General features: G+C 66.8%; 30 protein-coding genes and 4 tRNA genes. 18 read left to right on the top strand and 16 right to left on the bottom strand.

Translation table 11 applies throughout. The features are described 5' to 3' along the window. Positions 1-140 precede the first annotated feature (140 nt). From GOEFS_RS15095 to GOEFS_RS15085, 3 genes are all read left to right on the top strand, one after another. A tRNA-Lys gene (locus GOEFS_RS15095) sits at positions 141-216 on the top strand. 173 nt (positions 217-389) lie between these two features. Continuing rightward, positions 390-899, top strand: coding sequence for an alpha/beta hydrolase (locus tag GOEFS_RS15090; protein ID WP_007318795.1), 510 nt, complete (start codon positions 390-392; stop codon positions 897-899). 144 nt (positions 900-1,043) lie between these two features. After that, positions 1,044-1,943 (top strand): alpha/beta fold hydrolase, encoded by a 900-nt coding sequence (locus GOEFS_RS15085; protein ID WP_007318794.1) that lies wholly within the window; start codon positions 1,044-1,046, stop codon positions 1,941-1,943. Here GOEFS_RS15085 and GOEFS_RS15080 read toward each other — a convergent pair. Genes GOEFS_RS15080 through GOEFS_RS15065 form a run of 4 tightly spaced genes read right to left on the bottom strand, consistent with a single transcriptional unit; the run spans position 1,907 to position 4,592 of the window. After that, positions 1,907-3,193 carry an alanine racemase gene (locus tag GOEFS_RS15080; protein ID WP_007318793.1) on the bottom strand — a complete coding sequence of 429 codons (1,287 nt, stop codon included), beginning with the start codon at positions 3,191-3,193 and terminating at the stop codon, positions 1,907-1,909. The genes GOEFS_RS15085 and GOEFS_RS15080 overlap by 37 nt on opposite strands. Next, the gene (locus tag GOEFS_RS15075; protein ID WP_007318792.1) at positions 3,190-3,585 is read right to left on the bottom strand and encodes a VOC family protein; all 396 of its coding nucleotides are present in this window, start codon (positions 3,583-3,585) and stop codon (positions 3,190-3,192) included. Before GOEFS_RS15075 ends, GOEFS_RS15080 begins: the two co-directional genes overlap by 4 nt. A 2-nt stretch (positions 3,586-3,587) precedes the next feature. After that, entirely contained in the window at positions 3,588-3,869 is a 282-nt protein-coding gene (locus tag GOEFS_RS15070) for an ArsR/SmtB family transcription factor (protein WP_007318791.1), read from the bottom strand. 60 nt (positions 3,870-3,929) lie between these two features. Then, the gene (locus GOEFS_RS15065; RefSeq protein ID WP_007318790.1) at positions 3,930-4,592 is read right to left on the bottom strand and encodes a response regulator transcription factor; all 663 of its coding nucleotides are present in this window, start codon (positions 4,590-4,592) and stop codon (positions 3,930-3,932) included. Between the two features lie 98 nt (positions 4,593-4,690). On the opposite strand from GOEFS_RS15065, the gene GOEFS_RS15060 reads away from it, so the two are divergent. From GOEFS_RS15060 to GOEFS_RS15030, 7 genes are all read left to right on the top strand, one after another. Next, positions 4,691-4,966 carry a GlsB/YeaQ/YmgE family stress response membrane protein gene (locus GOEFS_RS15060; RefSeq protein ID WP_007318789.1) on the top strand — a complete coding sequence of 92 codons (276 nt, stop codon included), beginning with the start codon at positions 4,691-4,693 and terminating at the stop codon, positions 4,964-4,966. 52 nt (positions 4,967-5,018) lie between these two features. After that, positions 5,019-5,216: a CsbD family protein gene (locus tag GOEFS_RS15055; RefSeq protein ID WP_007318788.1), complete on the top strand. Its 198-nt coding sequence runs from the start codon at positions 5,019-5,021 to the stop codon at positions 5,214-5,216. A 33-nt stretch (positions 5,217-5,249) separates the two neighbouring features. Continuing rightward, on the top strand, positions 5,250-5,957 hold the full coding sequence (locus GOEFS_RS15050; RefSeq protein WP_007318787.1) for a PAS and ANTAR domain-containing protein: 708 nt from the start codon (positions 5,250-5,252) through the stop codon (positions 5,955-5,957). 116 nt (positions 5,958-6,073) lie between these two features. After that, the gene (locus tag GOEFS_RS15045; protein WP_007318786.1) at positions 6,074-7,276 is read left to right on the top strand and encodes a lipase family protein; all 1,203 of its coding nucleotides are present in this window, start codon (positions 6,074-6,076) and stop codon (positions 7,274-7,276) included. Between the two features lie 88 nt (positions 7,277-7,364). Then, positions 7,365-7,437: transfer RNA gene (locus GOEFS_RS15040), tRNA-Glu, on the top strand. A 38-nt stretch (positions 7,438-7,475) separates the two neighbouring features. Continuing rightward, positions 7,476-7,552: transfer RNA gene (locus GOEFS_RS15035), tRNA-Asp, on the top strand. Positions 7,553-7,609: 57 nt separating this feature from the next. Continuing rightward, positions 7,610-7,683, top strand: a tRNA-Phe gene (locus GOEFS_RS15030). 131 nt (positions 7,684-7,814) lie between these two features. Here GOEFS_RS15030 and GOEFS_RS15025 read toward each other — a convergent pair. Further along, on the bottom strand, positions 7,815-9,017 hold the full coding sequence (locus GOEFS_RS15025; protein WP_007318785.1) for a tyrosine-type recombinase/integrase: 1,203 nt from the start codon (positions 9,015-9,017) through the stop codon (positions 7,815-7,817). A 158-nt stretch (positions 9,018-9,175) separates the two neighbouring features. Here GOEFS_RS15025 and GOEFS_RS15020 point away from each other — a divergent pair, with 158 nt between their 5' ends. Beyond that, on the top strand, positions 9,176-9,436 hold the full coding sequence (locus GOEFS_RS15020) for a helix-turn-helix domain-containing protein (RefSeq protein WP_007318784.1): 261 nt from the start codon (positions 9,176-9,178) through the stop codon (positions 9,434-9,436). Positions 9,437-9,506: 70 nt separating this feature from the next. Here GOEFS_RS15020 and GOEFS_RS15015 read toward each other — a convergent pair whose 3' ends face one another. The 10 genes from GOEFS_RS15015 to GOEFS_RS23265 form a co-directional block, all read right to left on the bottom strand. Then, positions 9,507-10,112: a hypothetical protein gene (locus tag GOEFS_RS15015; protein ID WP_007318783.1), complete on the bottom strand. Its 606-nt coding sequence runs from the start codon at positions 10,110-10,112 to the stop codon at positions 9,507-9,509. A 79-nt stretch (positions 10,113-10,191) separates the two neighbouring features. After that, a complete protein-coding gene (locus tag GOEFS_RS23495) occupies positions 10,192-10,332 on the bottom strand; it encodes a hypothetical protein (protein ID WP_170323183.1) in 141 nt (46 codons plus the stop codon). 78 nt (positions 10,333-10,410) lie between these two features. Next, positions 10,411-10,836: a hypothetical protein gene (locus GOEFS_RS15010; protein ID WP_007318782.1), complete on the bottom strand. Its 426-nt coding sequence runs from the start codon at positions 10,834-10,836 to the stop codon at positions 10,411-10,413. Positions 10,837-10,849: 13 nt separating this feature from the next. After that, on the bottom strand, positions 10,850-11,443 hold the full coding sequence (locus GOEFS_RS15005) for a hypothetical protein (RefSeq protein WP_007318781.1): 594 nt from the start codon (positions 11,441-11,443) through the stop codon (positions 10,850-10,852). 18 nt (positions 11,444-11,461) lie between these two features. Continuing rightward, complete coding sequence (locus GOEFS_RS15000; protein WP_007318780.1) at positions 11,462-12,046, bottom strand: hypothetical protein; 585 nt, start codon at positions 12,044-12,046, stop codon at positions 11,462-11,464. Positions 12,047-12,118: 72 nt separating this feature from the next. Further along, complete coding sequence (locus tag GOEFS_RS22560; protein WP_170323182.1) at positions 12,119-13,291, bottom strand: DUF2637 domain-containing protein; 1,173 nt, start codon at positions 13,289-13,291, stop codon at positions 12,119-12,121. Positions 13,292-13,524: 233 nt separating this feature from the next. Further along, the gene (locus GOEFS_RS14990; RefSeq protein ID WP_007318778.1) at positions 13,525-13,860 is read right to left on the bottom strand and encodes a hypothetical protein; all 336 of its coding nucleotides are present in this window, start codon (positions 13,858-13,860) and stop codon (positions 13,525-13,527) included. Beyond that, positions 13,857-14,465, bottom strand: coding sequence for a hypothetical protein (locus tag GOEFS_RS14985; RefSeq protein ID WP_007318777.1), 609 nt, complete (start codon positions 14,463-14,465; stop codon positions 13,857-13,859). The genes GOEFS_RS14990 and GOEFS_RS14985 overlap by 4 nt, the downstream gene beginning before the upstream one ends. 20 nt (positions 14,466-14,485) lie before the next feature. Next, entirely contained in the window at positions 14,486-16,405 is a 1,920-nt protein-coding gene (locus GOEFS_RS14980; protein ID WP_007318776.1) for an ATP-binding protein, read from the bottom strand. Positions 16,406-16,407: 2 nt separating this feature from the next. Further along, complete coding sequence (locus GOEFS_RS23265) at positions 16,408-17,394, bottom strand: hypothetical protein (RefSeq protein ID WP_138918027.1); 987 nt, start codon at positions 17,392-17,394, stop codon at positions 16,408-16,410. A gap of 248 nt (positions 17,395-17,642) precedes the next feature. Here GOEFS_RS23265 and GOEFS_RS14970 point away from each other — a divergent pair, with 248 nt between their 5' ends. The 7 genes from GOEFS_RS14970 (at position 17,643) to GOEFS_RS14940 (ending at position 24,365) form a co-directional block, all read left to right on the top strand. After that, positions 17,643-17,849: a helix-turn-helix domain-containing protein gene (locus GOEFS_RS14970; RefSeq protein ID WP_007318774.1), complete on the top strand. Its 207-nt coding sequence runs from the start codon at positions 17,643-17,645 to the stop codon at positions 17,847-17,849. Then, positions 17,846-18,070, top strand: coding sequence for a hypothetical protein (locus GOEFS_RS14965; protein WP_007318773.1), 225 nt, complete (start codon positions 17,846-17,848; stop codon positions 18,068-18,070). Before GOEFS_RS14970 ends, GOEFS_RS14965 begins: the two co-directional genes overlap by 4 nt. A gap of 81 nt (positions 18,071-18,151) precedes the next feature. Then, a complete protein-coding gene (locus GOEFS_RS14960; RefSeq protein ID WP_007318772.1) occupies positions 18,152-18,373 on the top strand; it encodes a hypothetical protein in 222 nt (73 codons plus the stop codon). Further along, complete coding sequence (locus tag GOEFS_RS14955; RefSeq protein ID WP_007318771.1) at positions 18,370-21,378, top strand: bifunctional DNA primase/polymerase; 3,009 nt, start codon at positions 18,370-18,372, stop codon at positions 21,376-21,378. Before GOEFS_RS14960 ends, GOEFS_RS14955 begins: the two co-directional genes overlap by 4 nt. Positions 21,379-21,754: 376 nt before the next feature. Beyond that, positions 21,755-23,149, top strand: coding sequence for a hypothetical protein (locus GOEFS_RS14950; RefSeq protein ID WP_007318770.1), 1,395 nt, complete (start codon positions 21,755-21,757; stop codon positions 23,147-23,149). Between the two features lie 40 nt (positions 23,150-23,189). Further along, positions 23,190-23,606: a hypothetical protein gene (locus GOEFS_RS14945; RefSeq protein WP_007318769.1), complete on the top strand. Its 417-nt coding sequence runs from the start codon at positions 23,190-23,192 to the stop codon at positions 23,604-23,606. A gap of 60 nt (positions 23,607-23,666) precedes the next feature. Next, positions 23,667-24,365: a hypothetical protein gene (locus GOEFS_RS14940; protein WP_100452045.1), complete on the top strand. Its 699-nt coding sequence runs from the start codon at positions 23,667-23,669 to the stop codon at positions 24,363-24,365. A 17-nt stretch (positions 24,366-24,382) separates the two neighbouring features. Here the strand turns inward: GOEFS_RS14940 and GOEFS_RS14935 are convergent. Then, positions 24,383-24,926, bottom strand: a 544-nt coding sequence (locus GOEFS_RS14935) for a uracil-DNA glycosylase family protein (protein ID WP_007318767.1), incomplete at its 5' end; no start/stop codon positions are given.

Genomic DNA, 24,926 nt, shown 5'->3' with positions numbered 1-24,926 from the left:
ATCGAAATGAGGCCCATATCACTCACCGAAAGTGACTTGAATCACTGACTGGAAGGTTCGGGGCCTCGATTTTGGTGCGGTGGGTGCGTCTGTATACTTTTGGGCTGTTGCTCCCGCCGTCAGGTGGGGTGCGACAGCCAGCCCCTTTAGCTCAGTTGGTAGAGCTACGGACTTTTAATCCGCAGGTCCTCGGTTCGAGCCCGAGAGGGGGCACCAGAAGACGCGTCGCATACTTCTCACTCGAAGATCCACCTCGTTTACCCGGATTCACCTCGGTCTGTGCCCGAGCTGAATCCGGGTAAATGAGGTGGATCTTTCGGTTGGTGCGGCTAGCGTCGTGGCTGTGGCCACGCAACACCTGGAGTGAGCCGCCCCGCAAAGGAGTCGCCATGCTCTTCATCCACGGTGCCGGCGGATACGTCGACGATCGGCCCCTTGCCCAAACCCTCGCCGACGCCACCGACGGCAATCTGGTCATGCCGCGATTCCCCGACGACGACATGTCCTTCGGGTCATGGGCCGGCGCCGTCAGAGGCTCGCTCGAAGGATACCGCGACAGAATCGTCGTGGCACATTCATTCGGTGCGTCGATCCTGCTTCGTGTTCTCTCCCAACAAGATTGGCCGATATCGGCGGCGATCCTGCTAGCAATGCCCGATTGGACTCCGGCCGGTTGGGATATCCCCGACTACGCATTCGATGGACCAGAGCCGACCGTCCCGATATCGCTGCAGCACTGCCGCGACGACGAGGTGGTGCCGTTTGCGCACGTGGGAATGCACGCCGAACGCCTGCCGTCGGCGCGGGTTGTCGAGCACGAGACTGGCGGTCATCAGTTCGAAGGGGTGACGACGGCGATCGTCGCTGATATCGAGAGCTACCAACCGCCGGGTGGTTGAGTGCGCTCGCCGAGCGCAGCGAGACGCCCCGTCCGATGGTTGAGTGCGCTCGCCGAGCGCAGCGAGACGCGCGTGTATCGAAACCCGGCGAGACGAAAGCCCAACTTGACCGGCACCTCCGCCCGCGCGAGTAGCGTGGAACGAGTGAGCGTCAACGTCCTCGGTCCAGCCAAACGCGCTTTTGGTCATGTGCTGCGTCCGTACCCCGCCGACGCGGTGCCGACCGGATCGATGGTCGACCTGGCCGGCCGGGGTTCGACCTTCGTCACCGACACCGGACCCCGCGATGCGCCCGCGGTGTTCTTGCTGCATTCGGTGCTGACTACCGGGCTCCTCTGCTGGTACCCGAGTATTCCAGCGTTGAACGAGAAGTACCGGGTGATCACCCTCGATGCTCGATGGCATGGGCGTGGCATCCGATCCGACAACTTCACGTTGACCGATTGCGCCGACGACGTCGTCGCATTGGCCGACGTTCTCGACATCGAGAAGTTCACGGCGGCCGGTTTCTCGATGGGCGGCGGAATCGCGCAGTTGACGTGGCGTCGACACGCCGACCGAGTGAGCGGATTGGTGCTCTGCTCAACCGGTCCATTCTTCTCCACCAGCAAGCCGGAACATCAGGCGAAGGCACATCGCAGCGGCCGGGTGTTGCAGGCCGTCGATCGGCTACTACCGCATCCGTCGACGGCAAAACTTGACGACACGACCGCCCATACTTCGGTGTGGGCGATGCGGCAGTTCTTCTCGACGCCGGTAGCCGAGATGTCGCGCTTCGGAAATGGCTTGGGGGAGTTCAACTCCCGCGAATGGCTCGGTGAGATCGATGTTCCGACATCGGTTGTGGTGTCGACACATGATCGAGTGGTGGAGCCGGAGCGGCAAGAACTGCTCGTCAACGGGATCGCCGGAGCGCAACGATTCGACGTCGAAGGCGGGCACGCATGTTGTGTGCTGGGAGCTGAGCGATTCGTTCCGAAGCTGGTGGATGCGGTAGACGCAGTAGCTCAGAAGAATGTCACCACCGCGTCGACAACGCGATAGCTGTCATCGACGACGGGTAGTACCTTCCATTTGTCCAACGTGGTACACGGATGCGACACCGTTGAGCAGATCAGGTCGCCGACGGAGATATCGGCGTCAGGTGATACCGCGACGTGTGCGTGTTGATCGCTGAGCTTCAGAGTTGTTGCGTCACTGAGGAGTTCGATGTCGCCATCGCGGCGCACGATCCTTATCGGCCTCGGTAAACCCGCGTCGAATGAGCAGTCCCGGCGGCCCATCGAAGTGATGATCAGACCGGGCTCGGGGCGGGACAGTACCGCCGACCATACCTCTAATGCGTTGCGCAGCAACGCTTCACCCGCTCGCCGACCTGCGAGAGGTGAGCCCTGGTCGTACAATTCACCGTCCTGAGTCACATAACACCCGCTGCGCAGAACGATCCGGGCGGGCACCGGCCAACCCGGCTGCGCGAAGGCTGCGAGAACCCGGTCGAACCACAGGCTCCCACCCGCTGTGACTAGGATCGACGACGCGGATCGCAGGCTAGTCGACTCGATCAGCGTGGTCGCGATGTCGTGGACGGTTGCCAGGAAGTCGTCAACCGCCGACGTGTCGTCACCGATGCCGGGGAGCAGCCCTTCGAAACATTCCACTCCGACGAGCTCCAGATGTTGCGCCGCGTCCACTGCCGCCGCAACCTCTTGTGCCGCAGCATTATCGCGGACCCCGCATCGACCATCTGCGTGGCCAACCTCGATCAGTATTTTCACCGGTCGCGGGCACCGCGCCCGAGCAAGTTCTGCTTCCAGCAACTCGACCGCGTCGACCGAATCGGCAAGACTATAGAAGTCGAACCGCTCGTCGTCCGCGAGTTCTCCTGCGAGCCAGGAGATTACGCCCTTCTCTACCAGCTGATTCGCGTAGATGATGCGATCGATGCCGAACTGCCGATATAGCCGCAAGTGAGCCGGAGTCGCGGCGGTGAGGGCCCACGCGCCAGCCTCGATCTGTCGCTCGAAGAGCTGCGGTGCCATCGTCGTCTTACCGTGCGGCGCTAGGAGTGCCCCGTGTGCGTCGCAATACTCTTGCATGGCAACGATATTCGCGCCCACCTCGCGACTTCGGAGCACTGCTGCCGGCATCGGAAGATCACCGCCCACTACTGACGGTTTAGCGTCGACGAAGGCCGCGAGCGACTGTGTCGACGAATTCAGCGGCATACCTTTGGTGCCTACCGGCAGGACCGTATCCCGCAGCGCAGCAACCTGTCCGGCGTCGATCGTCGTCACTCGTTCATGCTCACGAATTGGATCAGGTTGCCGCAGGTGTCATCGACGGTGATTGCGCTGACCGTGCCCATCTCGGCGGGTTCGCCGAGCACCCGAACGCCCTTCTCCACCAACTCGGTGTAGACCGCGGCGACGTCGTCGACCATGAACGACGTGCATGGGATGCCATCTTCGACTAGCGCCTTCTGATATGCCTGCGCAGCCGGATGGCCATTGGGCTCCAACAACAATTCGACGCCGTCGGCGGCATCGGGGCCCACCACCGTCAGCCATCGTGCGGCTCCGATCGGTATGTCATTCTTCACCACGAAGCCGAGGGTGTCGGTGTAGAACGCAAGTGCTTTCGCCTGATCTTCGACGAAGACGCTGCTGACGTAGATACGTGGGCGCATGATTATTCTCCAGTTCGATCGGTCGGCCACCGTTGCGTGATGGCCCGAAGCGGTTCGGTGTCAACTGTGTGAACCTTGGTACGGCCGACGCGGCGCGAATGCACCAGCCCAGCCTCCTCGAGGACTGCGAGGTGCTGTGAAATCGCTTGTCGGGTAGCTGTATTGGAATATCGGGTAGTCAGTCTGGTGCAGATGTCGAACAGTGTCAGGTCGTCCTGCGCGACGAGTTCGTCCAGGATCTGCCGTCGAGTCGCGTCAGCGATCGCGCGGTAGATGTCAGACACCTACCGAGGATAGGCAAGTAATTGCTTGCATGTCAACCGTGAGTGCGCGACGGCGACGGGTCACCTGATGGTTGGGTCGTCAATTTCGTTGTGGCCCAAGCGACGTCGATCGGGCAGAAAGCCGTGCTCGACACCCCAGAGTGCTGCTTGGGTTCGGGTGGTCACGCCAATTCGTCGGTAACAACTGCGGATATATGTCTTGACCGAGTTGATGGACAACCCCGCGCGATCGGCGACGTCGGCGTTGCTTAATCCCTGGGTGATGAGTGCGAGGACTTCCGATTCGCGTTGTGTCAGTCCTTCTTCCCGGCCCGGCCAGTCGCCGGCGATGACCTTCGTCCCGCTGCGATCGAGATGCACCGCTTCCTCCCCGCGATGCACGGCCACTAGTGCCGCGACGAGTGACGCGGCCGGTAGTCCCTTCGCGATGTATCCGCGTGCGCCGTTCGCCAACGCGGCATCGATCAACTGTGCGTTGAGATTCCACGAGTACACCACGACCTTGTCGACCAACGGGTTGGTGGTGAGTCGATGCACTTCCGCGCGATCACCCTGCGGGTTGGCGAAGGAGTCGTAGAGTGCGATGTCGACCCGCTCGCTGACATTGGTGTTGGTGTTGAGTTCCACTACCTCGATGCGGTCCTGATAGGACCGCAGCATTGCGGCGAGTCCTTGTACAACCACCTCGTAGTCGTCGACCAGGGCCACTCGAATAGCGCGCATCTCACAATGTTATCGAACTCGAATACACCCCTGGGGGTGAAGACAATGGCATGCCGGTAGCCGTACGTTCGGCCTAGCGGGTGAGGAAAGGATATGAAATGACACTGTCGCTAAGCATTATCGGCTGGATTGTCCTGGGAGGTCTCGCAGGATGGATCGGTTCAAAAATCATGGGAACCGATGCGCAACAGGGAATTATCCTCAACGTTGTCGTTGGTATTGTCGGCGGCTTACTCGGTGGATGGTTGCTGCAACTGGCTGGCGTCGACGTCGCCGGCGGAGGTTGGCTATTCAGCTTCTTGACGTGCTTGGCGGGTGCCTGCCTCCTGCTGTTTGTAGTACGGCTCGTCACCGGGCGTCGTCGGTCCGTGTGAGCTATTTGGTTGAGCACCAACATTATTCAATCTCAGGAGATAGGAGCTAGACATGGGTGTCGGAGACAAGATCGGCAACAAGGCCGAGGAAATCAAGGGTCGTGCCAAGGAGGCCGCTGGATCGGCCGCGGGCGACGAGGACTTGAAGAATGAAGGCCAGGCCGACCAAGCGTCATCGGCGGTCAAAAAGGGCGTGGAGTCTGTCAAGGATAAAGCCAACGAAGTCGCGGACAAGCTGACTGGCGACTAGTCGGCTGGGTCGACTCGTCGGGGATTTCTCACCATGACATTTCAGATCGAATCCTGTTCGGAGAGTTCGGCTTTTCGCTCCGGTAAGTTCGCCTACTACATTGAGGGCGATCGGTGGGAATGGTCCGACGAGTTGGCTCGCTTGCACGGGTACCCCTCAGCTTCGGCGGTCGAACTGACCACCGAACTCCTTCTGCGGCATAAGCATCCGGACGACCGGGTTCGAGTTGCCGAGTTGATTGACCGAGTGAGGTCGGGCCGTGAATCGTTCAGCGGTCGACATCGGATAGTAGATGTGAGCGGAAACGTCGTGGAGGTGATGGTGGTCGCGGACATCATGGTCCCGTCCGGTGCCGCCGAAGTGGTTGGCACAGCGGGGTATTACATCGCATTGGACTATTCGCGAGGCGAAGCGGAGATCGCTCGCGAGGACCAGCAGCGGACACGGGACCGAGTCGCCGAGGTGCTCGAACAGCGGATGCTGATCGAGCAGGCGAAAGGCATTCTGCGGTTTGTGTACCAGCTCGACGATCAGCAGGCATTCGACCTGCTGGTTTGGCGATCGCAGCAGACCAATACCAAGATCCGCGATCTCGCCGCACTCCTGTGCGACCAACTCGGGAGTGTTCCGCCGTCAAACGACACCAGAGCTCGGTTTGACCGGCTCCTGCTGACTGTTCACGAAAGTGCCGGACCAGCCCTTGACGACGAAATGGCTGAGAATCCGTCCGCAGCGCACTAGCTCCCGCTTTCGAAAGTCTGTGCAGCGCCGATTCTCGTTGGCGAACTTGATGATTCGGGTCTCGAGCGGCGACGTCGTCCGCCACTGTTGAGTAAGTAACTCAGCGGAGGTAGTAGATGAATAGTCGAATCATCGGCGCGGTCGTCCTCTCGATCGCGCTAATCGTCGGCGGCCTGACATTCGCGCCATCCGCCGGCGCGACACCGCCCTCGGGCGATCCCTTCTACCGCTACAGCGGAAACCTCGCCACCAAGAGTCCAGGGCAGATCCTTAAGTCCCGCGCGGTGAAGTTTGTATCAGAGGGGCAGGTGATTCCGGTCGCCGCGACCCAGCTGCTTTATCGCAGCGTTGGGGAACATAATCAGCCAATCACCGGAGTTACGACGGTGCTGCGTCCGCGGACAGCTAAGAAGACGCGGATTTTGTCCTTTCATATGGCGTACGACGGTCTTGGCTCGCAATGCGATCCGTCGTACACCCTGCAGGGAAACAAGCCGGGAGCGGCCGGGCGGCTTGAGCAGGTGAAGATGCTGGACTATCTGGCTCGTGGATTTACCGTCGTGGTCCCGGATTATGAAGGGCAGCAACAAGAGTGGACCATCGCCCGGCAGTCCGCGCGTCTCGCGCTCGATAGCGTCCGAGCGGCGCAGAAACTCCTGCGTCTGCCTTCGTCGACCCCGGTGGGGCTACTCGGCTATTCCGGTGGATCGGTGCCGACCGAGTTCGGTGCGGAGCTGGCGCCAACCTACGCGCCGGAGCTGAATATCATCGGTGCCGCCGCGGGAGGGCTTCCGGTGAATCTGGCCGACAACCTGGGCTACGTCAGTGGGAGCAAGACGTGGGCCGGCGTCATTCCAGCCCTGGTCGAGGTTTACCGCCGTACCTACCGCCTCGACGTTGCGTCGTTTCTGTCGAAGCGGGGGCTGTATTTGATAGCGAAGGTTCGTAACGGGTGCATCGCGTCGTTCGCGTCGAAGTATCCGGGGCTGACAAATGCCGACATGGTGCGGTCGCCGTACACGAGTCTCCTGCAGGTTCCTGCGGTGAGCGCGGCGATCGCGCGCAATGTAATGGGCACATTGGGTCGCCCTCGGGTCCCTATGCTGCTCGGCGTCGGGCAATCTGATCCGATCGGCGACGGGGTGATGATCACGGCGGATGTCGCGAAGCTCGCAGCGAATTACTGTGCCACGGGTGTTCGTGCGCGTTTCGCCCGCTACGCCGGCGACAGTCATGCGAAAGCGTTCTTTCCGTTCGAGAGCCAGGCTGACAATTTCCTTACCTCGCTGTTCGAGCGGAGGCCGGTCGCGACCTGCTGATTTCCGTGGAAATTGGGTGTGACCAGACGATTTGTAAATCCCGGGCGTCGTGTCATAAGCTAATTCAGCTCCCAAACGGAGAAGACCGGCCCCCTTCGTCTAGCGGCCTAGGACGCCGCCCTTTCAAGGCGGTAGCGCGGGTTCGAATCCCGTAGGGGGTACGCATGGCGAATCGCTTAGGCGATTCGTTGCGCAGCAAGGCCTTGTGGCGCAGTTGGTTAGCGCGCCGCCCTGTCACGGCGGAGGTCGCGGGTTCAAGTCCCGTCAAGGTCGCCAGAAATCACCGGCATATTGCCGGTGATTTTAGGTTTCGGCGTAGTGCCGGTGCCGCCCGGCCAGGTAGCTCAGTTGGTACGAGCGTCCGCCTGAAAAGCGGAAGGTCGCCGGTTCGATCCCGGCCCTGGCCACAAGATGAACCACCTGGTAACAGGTGGTTTTTCTGGTTTCTGGGGTAGGTTGCGATCGCCTCGATGTGACACGAGGTGACACATCGGATTCCTTATTCCTCCGGCGGCTCCCGAAGGTGACACGGGATGTGTCACTTCGCGTCCTTCTTCTTCTTCCCGGTCGTGATCGAGCCGAGCATGGCCGCGGCGTCAGCGAGCGCGTCGTTCGTGCTGTGCGCGTAGGTACGCAAGGTGAAGCCTGGATCCTGATGCCCGAGCCACGCGGCGATCACAACCACGGGGACGCCGTTCAGGTGCATCAGAGTCGCGCACGAGTGGCGCGCATCGTGCAGCCGAACGTGGGGGAGACCAGCCCCGGCGAGTGCCTTGCGCCAGGCCGCGGTGAGGGTGTCCGGGTACGGCGCCGTTCCGAGCTCGTCCACGACCACGTAGCCGCTGTCGACCCATTTCGATCCGAGGCGGAGCTTTGCCTCCTTCTGCCGCTTCCGAACGCGACGCAGCGCGGCGGTCAAGTCGTCGGGCATCGGCAGCGTTCGGACACTGCTCTTCGTCTTCGGCGCACCGGTCGTCGCGCCACCCGCCGTGGCCAGACGCGCAGCCGTGACCGCGAGGGTCCCGGCGTCGAGGTCGATCGCGTCCCATTTCAACGCGAGGATCTCTCCGCGGCGCAGGCCGAGAACTGCCAGCCTCCAGGCGATCCCGAAGTTGTGCGAGTCTGTCGCGGCGAGCAGCGCGGAGACCTGCTCGGCGGTCAACGTGTTCATCTTCTTCTCGGTGTCGGTGGAGAGGGACTTCACGAGGGCGGCTGGGTTGCGCACGAGGACGCCTTGGTTCACCAGATCGTCGAAGACGCTGCGGGTCCGGGCGAGCATGGGGTTGATGGAAGTCGCGGCCCAGGTGGAGCGCACCTTCTTCGCGGACTTCTTCAACTTCGTCGGAGCGTTCCACGTCCCCATGTGACTCGTTCCCGCGCGCAGCGCCTGCACTACACCTTCGATGTCGTCCTTCGTGACGTCCTGCACCTTCTTCGCCCCGAGGTGATCCACGATCGGGCGGAGGCTCGTCACGTAAGCGCTCCGGGTCTTCGGCCGTATCCGCTGCCCGAGCAACCAGCTGTCAACGGCCTGCTGGACGGTGAGTTCGCTGGGTGCGACGTGCACGCCGCGGCTGCGGTCCGCGCCGGTTCCCTGGTGGAAGTCCACGGCCTCCTTGAGCGTCCGGAACCTCTTCCTCTTCTGCTGCCGCTTGCCGGTGCCCGTCACCTCGACGCGGACTTCGTACCGCCGGCCGGACGGCAGATCGATAGGGGTTACGAACTCAGGGATCTTCGCCATCGCTGGAGCATCTCTTGAGGCAAGGCCATTTGCAGTGTCAAAAGGACGACACGCCGACATGTGGACCGCACTCTGGCCTGCGCTCAGCGCGACACGCCGAAAAAGTACGCGATTCCGTTTCAGTTGGAGGCGCCCGATTCTCGTGGTGCGATTGCAACATGAGCGAGAACCAGAACAGCGATCTCGCCGCCGCGCTCGCCACGCTGCTGGCCGCGGTCGGCCAGAACCAGCCGCCTGCACCCGCTGCGCCGGTCACCATGCTGACCGTCGCCGAGACCGCCGAGATGCTGCGGTGCAGTGAGAGCCTCATCTACGCGCAGTTGAAGGACGGCAGGATCAAGGGAGTGAAGGTGGGGCGGAGAAGGTTGATCCCCATGCGCGAGATCGACCGACTCATCGCCGGAGACGTCGCCGCGTAGCACCCGACCCATATATAAGGAGCACCCCGTCACTCGCAACGAGTGGCGGGGTGCTTGCGTCGGTGAGTCGTCAGGCAGCGGCTTCGATCGCGGCGACCGTCTCCATGACCGCGACGCGTTCCATGATCTCGCGCCACCGGTTCCCGACGGCCATCGCGATGCTCGCGCGAGTCGACTCGTCTAGCTCCTCACGAGCGGCGGCGGCCACGGGATCCGCATCGAGCACGGAGCTGACGAAGGCAGTCGCCGGATCGCCGCCTTCGGCGAGCCACCGCGCGTTCGCAACCGCGAGTGCACCGGCGAAGGCCAGCGTGGCGGTTCCGCTGTTGGCGTCGGCCTCCGCGAACAACTCGGCGGCGGCGCGGCGGTGCATCTGCTCGTCGGCGGTCAGCTCCGGCACCTCGGTCAGGGCGGCGATCTCAGTCACGTCGACCCACACCTCGTGCAGCCAATCCGAGAGCGTCAGCATCGTGAAGGGGCCGACCTCCACCGCGGCGGCGTGCGTCACCGGGTCCGTGCTCAGCTCGTGGATCAGCTGGCAGGTCACCGTGGTCCCCTCGGCGTGCGCGCGGTGTCGTGCGGCGGCCACGGCCCCGGCGTACGCGGTGACGGCGGCGGGTGCGCAGCTGTCTTGAGCGATGGCGTAGGCGGCGAAGCGGTATGCGTTCTCGTTCATCGTTCTCTCCTTGGTTCAGGCGGTCCGGCGGTCGGGGCGCGACACCACGCGGTAGTGATGCCGCACCCTCACCGTCGGGTCAGATGTCGGGACCGTCGGCGTCGTCGTCGGTCTTGCCGGCGTAGACACCGAACGGATCGCCGGGCGGCACACGCGGCGTGTGTGGATCCGGCGTCCAGATGCGCGTCAGCTCGGTGTCGTTCTCGTCGGGGTCGGTCATAGTTCTCTTCCTTCTCTCTGGTCCGGCGGACCCCGCACCGCACCTCCCCGCGGAGGTGCGGCACGGCCGCTCGTCGGGTCAGCGGGACGGATCGACTCGGCAGCCGGTGACCGCCGTGGTCGCTTCGGCGGGGGCGGGCTCGAGCGCACCGTCGCCGTCGCGGTTGGGCAGCACGTAGGTCCGTCCGTCGACGCGGAGCACGCGCACGCAGCGGTCGCCAACCGAGACCCGATCGGTGACGGCGGCGGGGGTGCAGGCGTCACCCACACCGTCGACGCGGCGGAGCTGCTGGTCTCCCGCCGCGGCGCTCCAGGTGCGGCCGTCGAACGCGACGACCGACAGCTGGCACTCGTTCCCGACCATGCGGTGCGCGACCGCGGCCGGCGGTGCGACTCCCTCTTCGTGACGCGGCGTGAACGCGAGCGTCAGCAGCACTCCCAGCGTGAGAGCGAGTGCAGCGACGATGGTCGTACGGCTGGTGATGATCGACTTCACGATGCTCATGGGTGATCTCCTTCTAGTTGGTGGGCAGCGGCACGACTTCGCCGGACTCGGATCGGAGGTGCGGCACCACGCCGCGGGTCGGGACGGGCTCGGGCACCAGGTACACGGCGCTGCCGACGCGCACCCACGTGCCGCGCTCGTCGACGAACTGATACGGGGTGCTCGCGGCCGGATCGTCTGCCGTCGGGACGTTGGCGGCGGGGCTGCAGGTCCAGAGATCGGATGCCCCCGCGTTGCTGTGGAACGCCCGCTCGGCCTCGGTGTCGCGCACGAGCTGGCCGCCGTCCGTGCCGTACATCCGCCAGAGCGCGGCGTCCGAGGTGCGCACCCAGCTGCACCCTTCGCCGTGGCTGAACATGTACGGGAAGCCGCGCGCGGCGGCAGCCTCTGCCGCGATCCGGTCGACGCCGTTCGGCAGCCCGAGGACTCCGAGGATGGCGAGCTCGCGCTTACCGGCCTCAGCCTCGGCGCGCTTCACCTCACGGTCGGAGGCGACGCTCGGAGCGGCGGAGCTGGTCGGTGCCGAGATGGACTCGGTCGTCGGGGAGCAGGCGGTCAGGGCGAGGGTGACGGCCGCCAGGGCGATGGCACCGATGTTCTTGTTCATGTTCGTTCTCCTTCGGGTTCAGTTCGTGGGGGTCGTGGGTCCGGCGCTGGCCTCCGCGACCAGCACGGCGCCGCGCTCGCTGATCAGAGGCGGCAGCGCGTACGCCACGCCGTTGATCGAGACCTTCGTCGTGGTGCCGTCACGCCAGCGATACGGCGTGGACACCGCAGGGTCGGGGCGCGTCGGCATCGACCCCTGCTGGTAGCACTCCTTGGCGACCAGCGCGCCGGGGTGCGCCTTGAACCAGGACTGCTGGCGGTCGTCCCGGGACAGCGCACCGCCGCCGGAGTGGAGGCTCCACAGCGCACCGTCAGGCGTCCTGACCCAGGTGCATCCGTCGCCCCACGAGAAGGCCAGCGGCGTCCCGTCCTGGGCGGCGACCTCGGCCAGCTCGCCGATGACCGGGCCGGGAATGCCGAGCTGGCCGTTGCGGTCCAGCCGGCGCAGGGCCTCGCGCGACTGCTCCTTGAAGGACTTACTGGCGCTGGGCGATGCCGAGGTCGAGGAGTTCGTCGACGAGGCGGTCTCGGTCGGGGTGCCGCACGCGGTGAGGGTCAGGGCGACCGCAGCGAGCGCTGCGACCGAGTACTTCTTCGTGTTCATCTCGGTTCCTTTCGAAGGAGGGGAGGGTGTTGCACCCGGGGCGTCGGCGGGGTGGGTAGCGGAGGGTCTGGGTTATGTAGCGACGAGTTCGCGGGAGGCCGTGACGATGCGCTGGACAGCGGACTCTGAGAGACCCGTCACGTCGGCGAGCTCGCGGTTCGTTTCGCCGTTCGCCTTGCCACGAAGCACTCGGTGCACCGCGGCGAGCGGGGCGGTGGTGCGGCCTGCTTCGACGAGCAGTTCGGCGCGACGCAGGTACTCGTCGCCGTCCTCTGCGTCGCGATCGGTGGCGGTCTGCGTCGCGGCCGAAGCAGGTGCGTGCGTCGCGGCGGGTCGAGGAGTCGGCACCGCAGCGAGCCGCCGCGTCGTGGGCGCTTCGTCGCGGTGCTTCGCGGCTGCGTCGCGCGAATCATCCCTGGTCACGGGCAGTTCCTCGGTGTCTGCGTCGCGAAGTGCGTCGCGCTGCGTCGCGGTCTGAGTCGCGAGTTCCTCCGGCTCCGCGTCGCGAACTGACGTGGTCTGCGTCGCGAGCTCCGCGTCGCGAACGGAGGCAGTCTGCGTCGCGGTGGGAGCGGGCGCTGCGCCGCGCACGTCGCGAAGCATCGGTGCATCGACCTGCTCCGCGTCGCGGTTCGCAGTGGTCTGCACCGACTGCACCGGCTGCGTCGCGTCGGCGGGGGCGCTTCGCCACCATGCGCGCACCCGCTGCGGGAACGAGGGGCGGGCAGCCTTCGCCTTGCGTCGCGGGCGCGTCGCGGCCACCAGTCCCACGGTGCACACCGCGATGACACCGTCGAGGATCAGCGGGAACAGAGCTGCGTCGACGTAGCTGTACCCGTAACCCAGGGCCAGGTCGCGGAGCGCCGCGAAGCTGAGTCTGAACGCAGCGCTGGCCAGGCCGATCACGGCGAGGAGGAAGAACCAGAAGATCGCCGAGCCCGCTTCCGCCGCGGCCCGTGCCCACGCGGCCATGAGGTGGAACAGCCCGAGCAACGCGGTCGGTCCCAGGAGTGCGAGGACGACGGGGCCGATGGTCGCCCAGTGCAGGCCGTGCACGATCACGGTGTGAGCCACGTTGCCGGCGACGCTGGCCACCGTCGCGGAGACCAGCAAGGTCCACAGGATGGCGCGGACCTCGCGCAGGGGATCCAGTGCCTTGCGGTCGGACGTCACGGTCTTCTCCTCTTCATGCGCTGTGACCTGCGGAAACGGAGGCGCCGGCCACTCCGGCTGGTCGACGGTCACACTGGCGGCTCCTGCCGACCGGTCCGGCTGATCAGCGGCCACGGCGCTCGTAGCGGGCGCTGTGGCGGTGTTTGTAGCGCGGGTTGTAGCGGAACCCTGGTTGTGTTTCGCCTCGTCCGCACCCTCGAAGCCGGGGCAAACGTGCAGGTCGCAGGTCCGTGGATGCATGTCCACCCCCTCCGAGGAGGTGTACGGACCGGTCGCGGCGGAAGGCGCTTGTAGCGCGGGGGTGATCACGTGTCCGCCTCTCGCTCGACCCTCGCGTCGGCGATCATCTGCGCGACGGCATGGCGACCGAGGCCGACGCGGTCGGCGAGGGCGCGCTCGCTCACTCCGGTCTCGTGCAACAGGAGGAGCAGGTGCCCGAGTCGGCGGCGCCGCCCCTTCTCCCCGCGGACCCAGCGTTCGAGTCCGCGAAGTGCATCCTCCGCGGTCACCGGGTCGTCCGGATGCGTGTTGAGTGCCTGGGCCGCCACCGTGATGACGACGGAGAGTGCCTTGGTCGCGTCGCGGAGCTCCTCGGTCGCGCGGGCCGCGGCGGTCGGGTCTGTGGTCACGAAGCGAGTCATGCGAGCTCACCTCCGATCGCCTCGGCGACGGCGGCCTTGACCACCGCCGGATCGATGTCACCGACCGACGCTCCGTGAGCACCGGCCGACTGTCCCTGTGCACCGGCCGCCACTGCCGACGTCTCCTGACCGACGTTCCCCGTGTACCGAGCGTCCGTATCCGCGGGATTCTGTGACTCCGCGTCGAGTTCGTGCAGGTCAGCGACGTGCACGGGCCTCCATTCGCCATCAGACTTCTCCAAGTCGACGCCGCGGTACCGCGCCGCGGTGCCGGAGAGCCAGTTGCTCAGCGTCTGCGGGCGCACCCCGTGCGAGCCGCGGGCGGTGGTGGTGACCGCCGCTCCGCCGAGCACAGCGGCCGCCGTGACGTCGACGACCGCGGCATGGATCTCGCGCTCGGCGGCGGTCCAGGAGGCGACCGCCGCGATCATCTGCGCGGGGGACGGGTACTCGGTCTCGGACAAGGCCCTGAGCGCGGCGGCGGCACGACCGATCCGCTTCACCGCCTCGCGGGCGGCATCACGGCTGAGCTCCACCGAGGCCTGGACGTTGGACGGGGTCGGGCTCTTCTTCAGGTGCGGGGCGAGGGACGGGTACGAGGTCATGTTGATCTCCGTTCGTGGGGTCAGATCACGTGGACGTTGGACAGGGGCTTGCGGCCGGGGCTGTAGCGCTTGGACGTCGGGTCGAAGACAGCAGCGGCGGGGTCAGGCGTTCCGTCGGGAAGATCGAGGAGTACTGCTGGAAGCGAGTCGGAGCTCGGCTCGGACACCGGCGTCCAGTCCTGCCATGAGCCGTCGCCTCCCTCCTCGCCCGGAAGCGGGAACCGCCACGCGATCCGTCGCGGGCGGGGAGCGGCGGCCACCGCCGCGGCCATCGCGTCTGCTGCGGGACCGGGCGGGTTGAAGAACCCCTGGAACATCGAGATGGTCATGTCGCCCTCCTCGCCGACATCGGCCACCAAACTGCGGCCCTTGATGTTCGGGTTGATCCCGTCGCGCACCTTCTTCGCCGCCGCTCGCTGATCCGCGAACAGAGCAGAGAGGTGGTCGTCATCGGGGCGGCCGACCACCACCTGAGTCTTGAGGTTTCCCCGCAGCGTTCCGGGAAGAGCGCTGACGTACGCGTGCTGCCCGGCGAGGACGACGAAGACCTTGAGTTCACGTGCCTCCGCGGCGAGCTGCTCCATACGCGTGCGGGTGACTTCGGCGGCGGCCTTCTGCTCCTTGGTGCCTCCGCCCAACGTGTGGAGCCAGCTGCCCCACTCGTCAAAGAACAGGACCAGCGGAGTCGGTCGGTACTCGTGGCCTGCCCGCTGGATGAGATCCTGCAGAGCCTGCCGGCGGCGGTACTCATCGTGGGTGAACTGGACCGCGCGATGCAGTGTCGCTTGGGATCCGGCGCAGTATCCGATGATTCCGTTGCGCCCGCTGAGTGCGATACGGCGCATGTCACTACCGGCGCGGCCGTCAGCCAGTAGAACGGATGCCCCTTGCAAGCAGGCAGCGTCGAGGAGAGAGGTGATCAGCGTCGTCTTGCCGGATCCGGTTCCACCGAACACGGCCATGTGCGGGGTGGCGGCCTGCGGCACGAGGATCGGCGAACCGTCCCCACGCACACCCAACGGGAGCACAAAACTCGACCCCGCGGCGTGACGCTCTGCCTCCGTGCGGGGCCGAACGAAGAGCGCCGGCGACATCACGTTGACCTTCGGGAAGTCCGCTCCGACGGACTTGGTGTTCAGGTGCAGCACGGGATGTACGCCGTGCTCCGACACCTCCAGGGCCGGTGCGTTCAGCGACTGCCGCAGCGCGGCGCGCGCCCGCTCGACGTTGGCGATGGTGAGTCCGCCGGGGAGCTCCAACTCGACGGTGCCGCCGCGCTGATCCTCGCTGAACTCATGGATCTTTGGCCGCCTCTTCTTTCCCTTGACCGAGCCCGGAACGCTGAGCCCGGCAGCGTCCCAGACGGCCGCACGCGACGCGGGATCGGAGTAGAACCTGCCGGCCTTCTGTCCGTGCGAGGCCCACGCGTCGACGGTCACGCCGACGCCGTCACGCCGGAGAGTGAAGGCGCTTCCACCCGCGCGCTTCACCTCGAAGGATCCGAGGTTCCCAGCGGCCTCGATCGCCGCGAGCATCGCCGAGGCGATCGGCTTCCCCTTCATTCCGGCGGGCGGCTGCACTGTCGCGGCGACCGTCTCACCCACTACGCCGGTGGTGATCTGCGTACCCGCGGGGGCCATGGGCTCGAGCGTCTTGCGCAGCCGATCGGCTACCCAGGCGGCGCCGGACAGACGCGGCGTCTCCGACTCCTGCCCTCCCGTCTGCGCGGGCAGTGGACGGGCGGTCTCGATGGCCGGGAGCATCGCCAGGTAGCGATCGACCTCGGCGGTGAGAGCCTTTTCCTGCGCCTCGGCGGCTGCCTTCTGCGCGGCGTGTTCCTGCTCGGCCTCGGCCTCATCGTCGGCCGGCTTGGGGGCGTCGGTGGGCTCGGGCGTGGGCTCGTCGATGCCCTCGAAGAGGAAGTCGTACTCGGCGGACATGCTCACCAGTCCTCGTCGTCGCTGTCGCTCGATGCGGCGGGCCCGCTGTTCTGGTCCAGGGCAGCGAGGTCGCGATTCGAGAGCACGACCACCCACTCACCGCTCGCGTGAATGCGTGCGGCCGGGCCGGCGTGACGGACGCGGGCGGTGCGCTCGAGCAGGGTGCGAACCTTGTCGATCTCGGTGCCGCCGACGAGGACGGAGGCGGGGCGGATCACCAGCGCGGCGTCCCCCTCGTCGCCGGTGGGCTCGACGCGCACCACGGAGGCGGCAGGAGTGAACGCGCCGGTCTCCGGATCGGTCTCGCCGAGCCGTCCGAGCTCGCACGCCTCGGCGAACGCGCGCTGCGCGGGGGCGATGCTGCCGGCCCGCGTCATCACGGTGGCGAGGGCCGTGCCCGGGGTCCAAGGCACCACGGCGCCCAGTGCCCCATACCGCGCGAGATCCTGGGGATCGGTGGGCGGGCCCGTGACGGCGGGCACTTGCACCGCGGGTGCCGGGAGGCCCAAGCCGAGCGGATCGAACTCCGACCGCGGAGGCAGCTGTGCGAGCGCGGCCTGCTCCGCCTCGGTCTGCCGGCGTGCGAGGTCAGCGGCGGCGAGGGCGCGACCGCGAGCGGCCTCGGCGGCGGTGGCCTGCTCCCGATCCTCGGCGTTGCCCTTGCGGATCGTGACGGTGACGGTGATGGCGATGGCGATGCCCAGGAGCAGGCAGATCATGCCGGCGTGGTCACTGAACCAGGAGCCGAGGCCGCTGGAACCGCCGGAGGATTCGGCGCCCTCGCGCCAAGCGGTCTCGACCCCTTCGGCCGAGTCGCAGAGGCGGCGGAGGTTCTCAGAGAGCTCTGCGCAGTCCGGATCCGCGGCGTAGGCCGTGTTGGGTGCGGCGAGCGCGAGGGCTGTGACAGTGAATGCGCTGGTCAGGAGCCCGCGAACGCCGGGGGACGTGACACTCGTTCGTCGGGAGCTGCGGTGGATGCGGTGGGTCATGGCAACCATGGTGGGCGAAGGTTTGCACGGTGCACAACGTCGGAAACCAGTGCGGCGCAGTCAGTTTGGCGTTCGTGGACGGTTCGTGACGGCTGTTGTCGCAACATGTCGCGGGCCAAAGAAAGTTTCCGGCGCGACACGCTCCTGACCAGCGCGGGGCGTTTGAGTCGTCGCCCGGTGGCGGTCGCTGACATAGTGCTGCGGCACACGGCGTCGCGAGGCGTCTGAAGTCGGGAGAAGGGACCGAGATGAAGCAGAGCAAGGGCATGAGGATCGGCTACCGGCCGGCCGAGATCGCGGCGGGAACAGGCTTCAGCCTCCGCACGATCCAGCGCAAGATCGCGGACGGGGAACTCGTTGCGCACCGCTGTGGGAAGGCGATCCTTGTCTACCCGCAGGATCTCGACGCGTGGCTCGACTCGCTGCCGACTGTCGTGGACGGTGCCGCCGCATGAGTACCGAAGGAGTCCGCGCCGCGGCCGAGGGTCTGTTCCGCGCTACCCGTCCCGGCGACCGCCACGGCGCTGTCATCGCCGGGTGCCGCGCCGCTGCACGGGTCGCACACGTGGATCACGCGGTCGCGTTCACCATCGGGTCGCTGGCCGCAGAGGAGAGGAGCCGGGCCGCGGAGATCGATTCCTGGTTGGACCGCAACTGGGCGCAGATCGCGCCCTGACCCCAAACATGCGAAAGGGCCGGTTCGTGGCCGGCCCGATCGCTCAAGTACGCCCCCGAGTACCAATCGAAAGGCAACACCATGTTCGCACATCTCGACGTGGCCTCAAGCCCTGAGCGCGACACGCCGACCGCCGAGGTGGTCGCCCACTCCTTCTCCGAGCTCGAGGCACTGCTCGCCCGGCCCCGCACCGAGGGCGAACCGCTCCTCGTGCGGCTGGAGGGCCCGGCCGCCGCGCAGATCCTCGGAGTGGGGGTGGCCGTCACGGTCACCCCCGCTGTCGCCGAGGAGGTGACGCGATGAGCACCACCTTCGAAGCGTTCCTAGCCACGCGCCCGCAGCTCGTCCGCGACTCCACCCCGCTCCCCGGGCTGTGCCACTGCCCCGACCGGTACTCGGTCGACGACCGCCCGATCGTGATCCGGCACAGCGTCTGCGACAACACCCCCGGCTCGTACGCGTGGGTCGACCTGAGCAACGAGGGCGGGCCCCTCATGCGTTCGGTCGACCTGGAGGCTCTCGCGGCCTGGATCCCCGCGCCGCCGCCGGCCCCCTCGCTGGACCCCGGCCTCGCGGTGTTCGTGATCCGGCGCATGCTCGCGCTGGGGTTCCACCTCGTGCGGCTGCACGCCGGCACCAAGAAGCCGATCGGCGCCGGCTGGAACGACCCGGCTCGTACCCCCGCCCTCACGGAGGAGGAAGCTCTCGCACACGTGCTGGAGGGCGGCAACCTCGGCGTGCTGCTCGGGCCGTCGCACCTCATCGTGGTCGATGCCGAGAACCTCGCAGCGGTGCAGGCACTGAAGGCGGCTGGGCTGCAGCCGGTGCTGATCACGGCGAAGGGCACGCTGCCCGTGCAATGCGACCCGCGCTACGACAAGCGTGGCGGTGGACATGCCTGGCTGCGGGTGCCGGAGTCGCACCGCGGGCGGCGCCTGTCGAACATCCCGCAGGCCAGGGTCGGTGACGGCGGTCTGATCGATGTGCTGGCCGCGCCCGGGAGCATGGCGGTGGTGCCGCCCACCGCACTCATCGCGGCGGGAGGTCATCGGTACGTGGCGGATGGCGGCCACCAGGTGTGGCACGCCGAGGACGTGGCGGACGCGCCCGAGTGGCTGTTCGACCCGGCCGTCGAGTGCCCGGCCGGTATGGAGAAACTGCACGGCGGGCTCGCCGAGAAGGTCCGGGAGCGTGGACCGGTCTCGGAGTCGTCCGTGGAGCTGAGCTCGGACCTGGATGCGGTGCCGTGGGGGGAGGTGCTGGCACTCGATCCGCAGGCCCGACTGGAGGACTGGGGCGACGAGGATCCTGAGTGCGGATGCACGGAAGTACACTTCCGCGGCGCGACGCACCGCCGGAGCGCGTGGCTCCACGCGTGCGACCGTGGCACCTATGCGCACTTCGTCTCGGACACCGCAATGGCGTCGCTGAAGCTGGATATGCGCACCGTGAGCAAGGCTCAGCTCGCCGCCTCGCTGATGGGCGTTCCGTCGACGGGAGCCGGGTTCCGCGCGGTCGCGAAGCACTTCGGGATCGAGCTGCGTCGGGACCACGAATTCCACACCATCGATGCCGACGACCTCGAGGAGGCCGCGACCGAGGCCGAGGCCGCCGCAGCAGGGGGTGTCACCACGGTCGCTGTGCCGACGACGGGCACGCCGATGCCGGACGGATCGCACAGGGGTGAGATCGTCCACGTCGAGGTGGGGGCCGATGGTCTGCTTCGCCGGGCGCAGCGCCTCCGTGGTGCCGCCGCTGAACTGCGTGCCGGGCAGCATCCGGTCGAGCCGCGGGATGGAGCGGTGCTGCTGGGGGCGGACTCGGTCGTCGGGGCACCGACGGTGGGGGCGAACGCGCTCCAGCCGATGCCGGAGCCGGAGCCGGAGCAGACGGCCGAGGAACGGGCTGCCGCCGAGGCTGAGGCGCTCGCGGACAAGCGCGACCCGTACCGGCACCTGCCGGACCCGTGCACCGAGGAGCTCGAGGAGTTGGTGTTCGGGGATCCGCGTCTGCCGCAGGTGGGCCAGATCCGCACGGCGGCCCGCGCCGCGGCGATGTCGCCCTGGTCGACCCTCGGCCTGAGCATCGGCCGCGGCCTGCTGCGGGTCCGGGCGAGTGTCCTGGTACCGGACCTGGTCGGCGGCATGCCGGCGCCTCTGAACTACCAGATCGGCATCGTCGGTGCTTCGGGGCGTGGCAAGGGCGCGGCGCACGGCCTGGTGATCTATGACGCCGGGGTGCTGATCCACACCGAGGACTCGGTCGACAAGAAGTTCATGCCGCCGTCGGGCGCCGCGCTCGCCGGACTGTTCGTGGCACGCCAGAAGGACGACGACGGCAAGGTGGAGGTCGTGCCCATCCGTGAAGCCGCCTGGTGCGACTGGTCCGAAGTGGACACGCTCACGGCGCAGTCCGGACGTGGGGGCAATGACCTCGCTTCTGAGCTGCGCGCCGCGATCACCGGAGCCGAGCTCGGCACCGATCCGAAGAAGGACGGCGCGGACCCGCTGAAGGTCGAGCCCCTGTCGTACCGGATCCTCGTGTCGTTCTCGACGCAGTACGGCAAGCCTGCGATGGCGCTGATGGCCGAGCGTGACGGCGGCACCCTGCAGCGCACCAACTGGTTCTCCACCTCTGACCCACGCAGCCTGTCCAAGCGCCCGCGCGGTCCCAAGCCGCGTGCGGAGATCGACATCATGCGCGGCCTTCCGACCTCGCACGTGGTGAAGCACCCCGACGGTGACCGCGAGTTGCTCACCGTAGACGACGCCATTCACGACGAGGTGTGGGAGGCCCAGGCCAACAAGATCCGCTTCGACCGCGACGTGGACGAACTCGCCGGCCACCAGAACCTGAACCGACTGCGCACCGCGGCGTGGGCCGCCCTGATCCAGCACCAGGCTCACATCGGCGCTTTCGAGTGGGAGTGGGCCGGCCACGTGATGGAGCACTCGCGGCGCGTGCGTGACCGCCTCGAAGCCTCGGTGAAGGGCCTCAAGAAGGAGCAGGCGCAGGAGAACGGCAGCCTCGACTTCGACCGCAAGAACGCGGCGGAGCTGGCGAAGGTGGCGCACACCGAGGCTCTGCTCACCTCCCTCGCCAAGTGGGGCCGCGACGTCCGGGAAGGGCGCAACAAGTTCGGCAAGAGCGGCCCGACGTTCACGCTGCGGGACATCCAGGCGTCGGCGAAGAACGCGAAGTCGGAGCGGTACACCAGGGCTGCGGAGCTCGCGACCGAGCTGTGCATGCGGCAGCTGTGGGTCTGCGAAGGCGAGCGGATGCGCTCCGTCGAGCCCGACCCTGAGTGACCTCGCGGCGGGTGTCCACCCAGGTGTCCACCCTGGGTGGACGGTGGGTGGACAGTCGGGTGAAACGGATCGTCGAACCGCAGGTGTCCACCCGTCCACCCGTCCACCCTGGGTGGACGCGCCGCGGATGGCTCCTATAAGAGACGGCCGCAGCTTCACTTAACTACTACCGTCACCTGGTCTTTTGTGAATCAGTCTCCCGGATTCCCCCGACCGTCCACCTTGGGTGGACGGGTGGACACCCCCGCTGAGGGTGGACACCCCGCCGAGGGTGGACAGGTCGGTAGACCGCCCGCCGAGTAGCCACTGACGGCTATCGGTGGGGACCGCGCCGCGCTGTGCGAAGACTGTCACTGCCGGGCAATACGCTGGTTCCGTGGACTCTGAGCCTCTCACGCTGAGCGACATCGACACGACCCGTGCGCTGCGCACCGACGATGAACTTCTCCGACTCGTCGCCGCGATCCACGGATCCCGAGCGGAGGCCCAAGAGACCAACTGGCTGGAGTGGAAGAGCAGCCTGGACCTCAACACCGCCGCGGGTAAGTTCGCCGTCGCCAAGGCGGTCCTCGGGTTCGCCAACCGGTCTGTCGAAGACGCGCGACTCAACTGCGGCGGCGTCGCCTACATGGTGGTGGGCGTGGAACCCGGCGCCGCAGCTGGGATCCCTGCGATCGACCACGCAGATCTGACACCGGGGATCAAGACGTACGCCATGACGCCTCGGTTCACGCCTCGCACAATCCGGTTCTCCGGGGTCGAGGTGCTCGTGGTCGTGGTGGAGCCACCCGAGCCCGGCGACTCCACGCACACGTTGCAGAAGCAGTACGACAAGTTCCACGCTGGGCTGGTGTTCCATCGCGGAACGGCTCGCACCGCTCCGGCGGGGCCTATGGAGATGGAGATGCTCGGCCGCCGACTGGTGGCGGGTGCACAGCGGCAGGAACTCGACCTGGAGCTGACGGCCGATGCGGAACCGCTCATGCGACTGAGCATCGAGCGGGAGGAGCTCGAGGACTGGTTGCGGCGCCATGAGGCCTATGTGGGGGCCAATAGCGGCAAGCCCGCGGATCGGCCACCTCCGCGCCCCAAGCCGCAGCCCAATCCGGCACGTCCGGCCTGGGCTGCGTACGACACGTTCAGTTCGCTCGGTGACATCACCGGGTCCTTCGGGATGCTCCGGTACGCCGACCCGAAGGACGCCGAGGAGTTCGACCGCCGGGTCGCCGACTACCTCGCCAAGCTACGCAGCCGGCTGATGGATCACGTGCTCCGTCAGATCGTCGACGACGATGACGCGAACACCGTGCATTTCCGGGTCGGCAACGACACCGACGACGCGGTGTCCGGTGTGCAACTGATGGTCCGCATCCGGAAGGGCGGTGTTCTCGTGCGCACCTACCCGCCGAGTGTTCCCGACCTCCCGACTCTCCCGAAGTGGCCGGACCCATTGGACAAAATGCTCGCCAACGCTCGTGCAGGTCTGGGGAGGGCTGAGATTCCCGACTTCTTCCCCCGCGCCGGGTCCGTTGTCGACACCGGCGATGCCTTCGAGGTCACCTGGGACGTCGGTGACCTCAGGCCTCGGGAGCGGTCCGCTGACTTCACCCTGACCATCGTCGCCGGCATCGACGCGCCGGAGGAGATCAGCGTGGAGATGATCGCCAGCGCCATGGACCGCCGCGGGATCCGGACGAAGACGGAGCAGATCACCGTCTTGCCGGAGGCTTGGACTATCGACGACTTCTACGACGCGGAGCCGCAGGACTGACCGGCTGACGCCACCGCGTCACGAACTAACGTTGCGGGACATGAACTTCGTGGTCGCTCGCAGACTGGAGAAGTGGCCCAACGCGCACTCGCGCGCGGAAGCCGCCCGCATGCTCGACAGCGGCGCCTCTCTGGCCGAGGTTCTGCGACGTTACCCCGACGCGGTGCCCAACCGTTGGAAGGGCAAGCCCGTCGAACCGGCCCGCCGCGTGATCTACGCGTACTACGCACTGCTGCAGGAGGTCCAAGGTGAACCCGATGTCGACCCCGCCGACGCTGCGAAGGTCGAGACGATCATGCGCGACGAGGGAATCGCGCTGGCCTGCATCCGCACGGGCAGCGCGCTGACGCGGTACCGCAACGAGTGGCCGCCACTGCGCTGGTACCGCGACCAGGCTCCGGAAAGCTGGACGAGCGAGTACGAGGCCCTGCTGCGCACTGGCTCGGGAGAACACTGACGTCGCACAGAAGCAGTGGTGCGCCCAGCTGTGCGTTGCACGTCGGGCTACCTTGTAGCGATGCGGTGGTACGCGCGCCCCGAGGGCAGCTGCGCACAGCTGAACCTCGCGCCTCAGCTCGACTCATGGGACCGGGCCGACAACCGCAGCCAGGTGCAGCTGGGGAGCTTCCTGGACGAGGCGCAGGCCCTACTCGTCCCCTCGCGGATCGATGGCCCCTGGGCGCTGCGGCTCGACGTCGGATTGGCTCCGCACCTGGATCTCCTGGACAAGCGTGACCTCGACAACTACGCGAAGCCGCTCGCTTCCCGTCTGTCCGACAGTGGGCTGGTGTCGGTCTGGTGCACCAAGCGCAGCGGCGGGCACTCCGCTGTGAGGATCGAGGCAGCCCGCGAGGTGCCTGCGCCGTCGGCCGAGGTGCTGCAGTTGGTCACTACTGCATCCTGGGACGGCCCTGCGGCGAAGGAGCAGATCCGCTCGGCCCTCGCAGGTGTCCCGGAGCTGCCGGATGGACCCGTCATGCTCGAACTTGCCTTCACCGTCGGGCCGAGCAGGAACTGGCTGAACCTATGGAAGCCGACCATCGACTCGCTGGGCTCCCTTCTCGGCCACGAGCAACCGTTCCGCACGTGGAACCCCCGCGACGGCAGGATCACCGAGCTGGGTCTGCACCTCGACGTCGACCCGTCGCTTCGCTACGAGGTCGGCATCGGTATCGCAGCTCGACCCGTCGTGGCGGCGCGGATGGACGCCGGGTAGGCACGCGCCCTCCGCAGCTACCCGACCTCAAACCCCCACGCGATTGCACGGGCGAGACTCGGTGAGTAGTACGCGCGGTCGGCTGTCTTCTTGAACCGCAGGGACCCGGGGTGCTCGGGGAAGAGCAGGTACGTCGCCGCTGGTCTCGGAGCGCGGGGCCTGACGAACGGCCACGACACCTGCGGCGCGTCGGGGTAGCGCTCCGTCAGGACCTTCTCGGCGTCCTCGCCCAAACCGATGATCAGCCGCGGCGACACGATGTCCAGTTCCTCATGCAGGAAGTGCCGGCAGTTCTCGATCTCGTGCCGATCCGACTTCCGGTCGTTCTCCGGGTGGCAGTGCACCACGTTCGAGATGAACAGGTCGGACTTCTTCAGATCGGCCAGTTCCAGCGCACGGTCGATGTACCGCCCGCTGCCGCCGGTGAACGGGATCCCCGACTCCATGCACTTGCGGCACAGGCTCTGCCCGACGATGGCGACGGGAGCGTGTGCCGATCCGTACCCCGGTGCCGAAGCGGTCACCCCGGGCACGTTCATGTCCGGGCACTGCCGACACGTG

It is taken from the genome of Gordonia effusa NBRC 100432, assembly GCF_000241305.1.
In the GTDB taxonomy this organism is placed as follows: Bacteria; Actinomycetota; Actinomycetes; order Mycobacteriales; family Mycobacteriaceae; genus Gordonia; species Gordonia effusa.
Note: the sequence above shows the minus strand (reverse complement) of the source record. Positions and strands in the feature narration are given on the sequence as shown.

What these genes read in the sequence shown, in the direction of transcription:
- GOEFS_RS15090 (WP_007318795.1), top strand. Translation starts at nt 390, where the DNA reads ATGCTCTTCATCCACGGTGCCGGCGGATACGTCGACGATCGGCCCCTT.
- GOEFS_RS15075 (WP_007318792.1), bottom strand. Translation starts at nt 3,585, where the DNA reads ATGCGCCCACGTATCTACGTCAGCAGCGTCTTCGTCGAAGATCAGGCG.
- GOEFS_RS15065 (WP_007318790.1), bottom strand. Translation starts at nt 4,592, where the DNA reads ATGCGCGCTATTCGAGTGGCCCTGGTCGACGACTACGAGGTGGTTGTA.
- GOEFS_RS15060 (WP_007318789.1), top strand. Translation starts at nt 4,691, where the DNA reads ATGACACTGTCGCTAAGCATTATCGGCTGGATTGTCCTGGGAGGTCTC.
- GOEFS_RS15055 (WP_007318788.1), top strand. Translation starts at nt 5,019, where the DNA reads ATGGGTGTCGGAGACAAGATCGGCAACAAGGCCGAGGAAATCAAGGGT.
- GOEFS_RS15050 (WP_007318787.1), top strand. Translation starts at nt 5,250, where the DNA reads ATGACATTTCAGATCGAATCCTGTTCGGAGAGTTCGGCTTTTCGCTCC.
- GOEFS_RS15045 (WP_007318786.1), top strand. Translation starts at nt 6,074, where the DNA reads ATGAATAGTCGAATCATCGGCGCGGTCGTCCTCTCGATCGCGCTAATC.
- GOEFS_RS15025 (WP_007318785.1), bottom strand. Translation starts at nt 9,017, where the DNA reads ATGGCGAAGATCCCTGAGTTCGTAACCCCTATCGATCTGCCGTCCGGC.
- GOEFS_RS15020 (WP_007318784.1), top strand. Translation starts at nt 9,176, where the DNA reads ATGAGCGAGAACCAGAACAGCGATCTCGCCGCCGCGCTCGCCACGCTG.
- GOEFS_RS15015 (WP_007318783.1), bottom strand. Translation starts at nt 10,112, where the DNA reads ATGAACGAGAACGCATACCGCTTCGCCGCCTACGCCATCGCTCAAGAC.
- GOEFS_RS23495 (WP_170323183.1), bottom strand. Translation starts at nt 10,332, where the DNA reads ATGACCGACCCCGACGAGAACGACACCGAGCTGACGCGCATCTGGACG.
- GOEFS_RS15010 (WP_007318782.1), bottom strand. Translation starts at nt 10,836, where the DNA reads ATGAGCATCGTGAAGTCGATCATCACCAGCCGTACGACCATCGTCGCT.
- GOEFS_RS15005 (WP_007318781.1), bottom strand. Translation starts at nt 11,443, where the DNA reads ATGAACAAGAACATCGGTGCCATCGCCCTGGCGGCCGTCACCCTCGCC.
- GOEFS_RS15000 (WP_007318780.1), bottom strand. Translation starts at nt 12,046, where the DNA reads ATGAACACGAAGAAGTACTCGGTCGCAGCGCTCGCTGCGGTCGCCCTG.
- GOEFS_RS14990 (WP_007318778.1), bottom strand. Translation starts at nt 13,860, where the DNA reads ATGACTCGCTTCGTGACCACAGACCCGACCGCCGCGGCCCGCGCGACC.
- GOEFS_RS14985 (WP_007318777.1), bottom strand. Translation starts at nt 14,465, where the DNA reads ATGACCTCGTACCCGTCCCTCGCCCCGCACCTGAAGAAGAGCCCGACC.
- GOEFS_RS14980 (WP_007318776.1), bottom strand. Translation starts at nt 16,405, where the DNA reads ATGTCCGCCGAGTACGACTTCCTCTTCGAGGGCATCGACGAGCCCACG.
- GOEFS_RS23265 (WP_138918027.1), bottom strand. Translation starts at nt 17,394, where the DNA reads ATGACCCACCGCATCCACCGCAGCTCCCGACGAACGAGTGTCACGTCC.
- GOEFS_RS14970 (WP_007318774.1), top strand. Translation starts at nt 17,643, where the DNA reads ATGAAGCAGAGCAAGGGCATGAGGATCGGCTACCGGCCGGCCGAGATC.
- GOEFS_RS14965 (WP_007318773.1), top strand. Translation starts at nt 17,846, where the DNA reads ATGAGTACCGAAGGAGTCCGCGCCGCGGCCGAGGGTCTGTTCCGCGCT.
- GOEFS_RS14960 (WP_007318772.1), top strand. Translation starts at nt 18,152, where the DNA reads ATGTTCGCACATCTCGACGTGGCCTCAAGCCCTGAGCGCGACACGCCG.
- GOEFS_RS14955 (WP_007318771.1), top strand. Translation starts at nt 18,370, where the DNA reads ATGAGCACCACCTTCGAAGCGTTCCTAGCCACGCGCCCGCAGCTCGTC.
- GOEFS_RS14945 (WP_007318769.1), top strand. Translation starts at nt 23,190, where the DNA reads ATGAACTTCGTGGTCGCTCGCAGACTGGAGAAGTGGCCCAACGCGCAC.
- GOEFS_RS14940 (WP_100452045.1), top strand. Translation starts at nt 23,667, where the DNA reads ATGCGGTGGTACGCGCGCCCCGAGGGCAGCTGCGCACAGCTGAACCTC.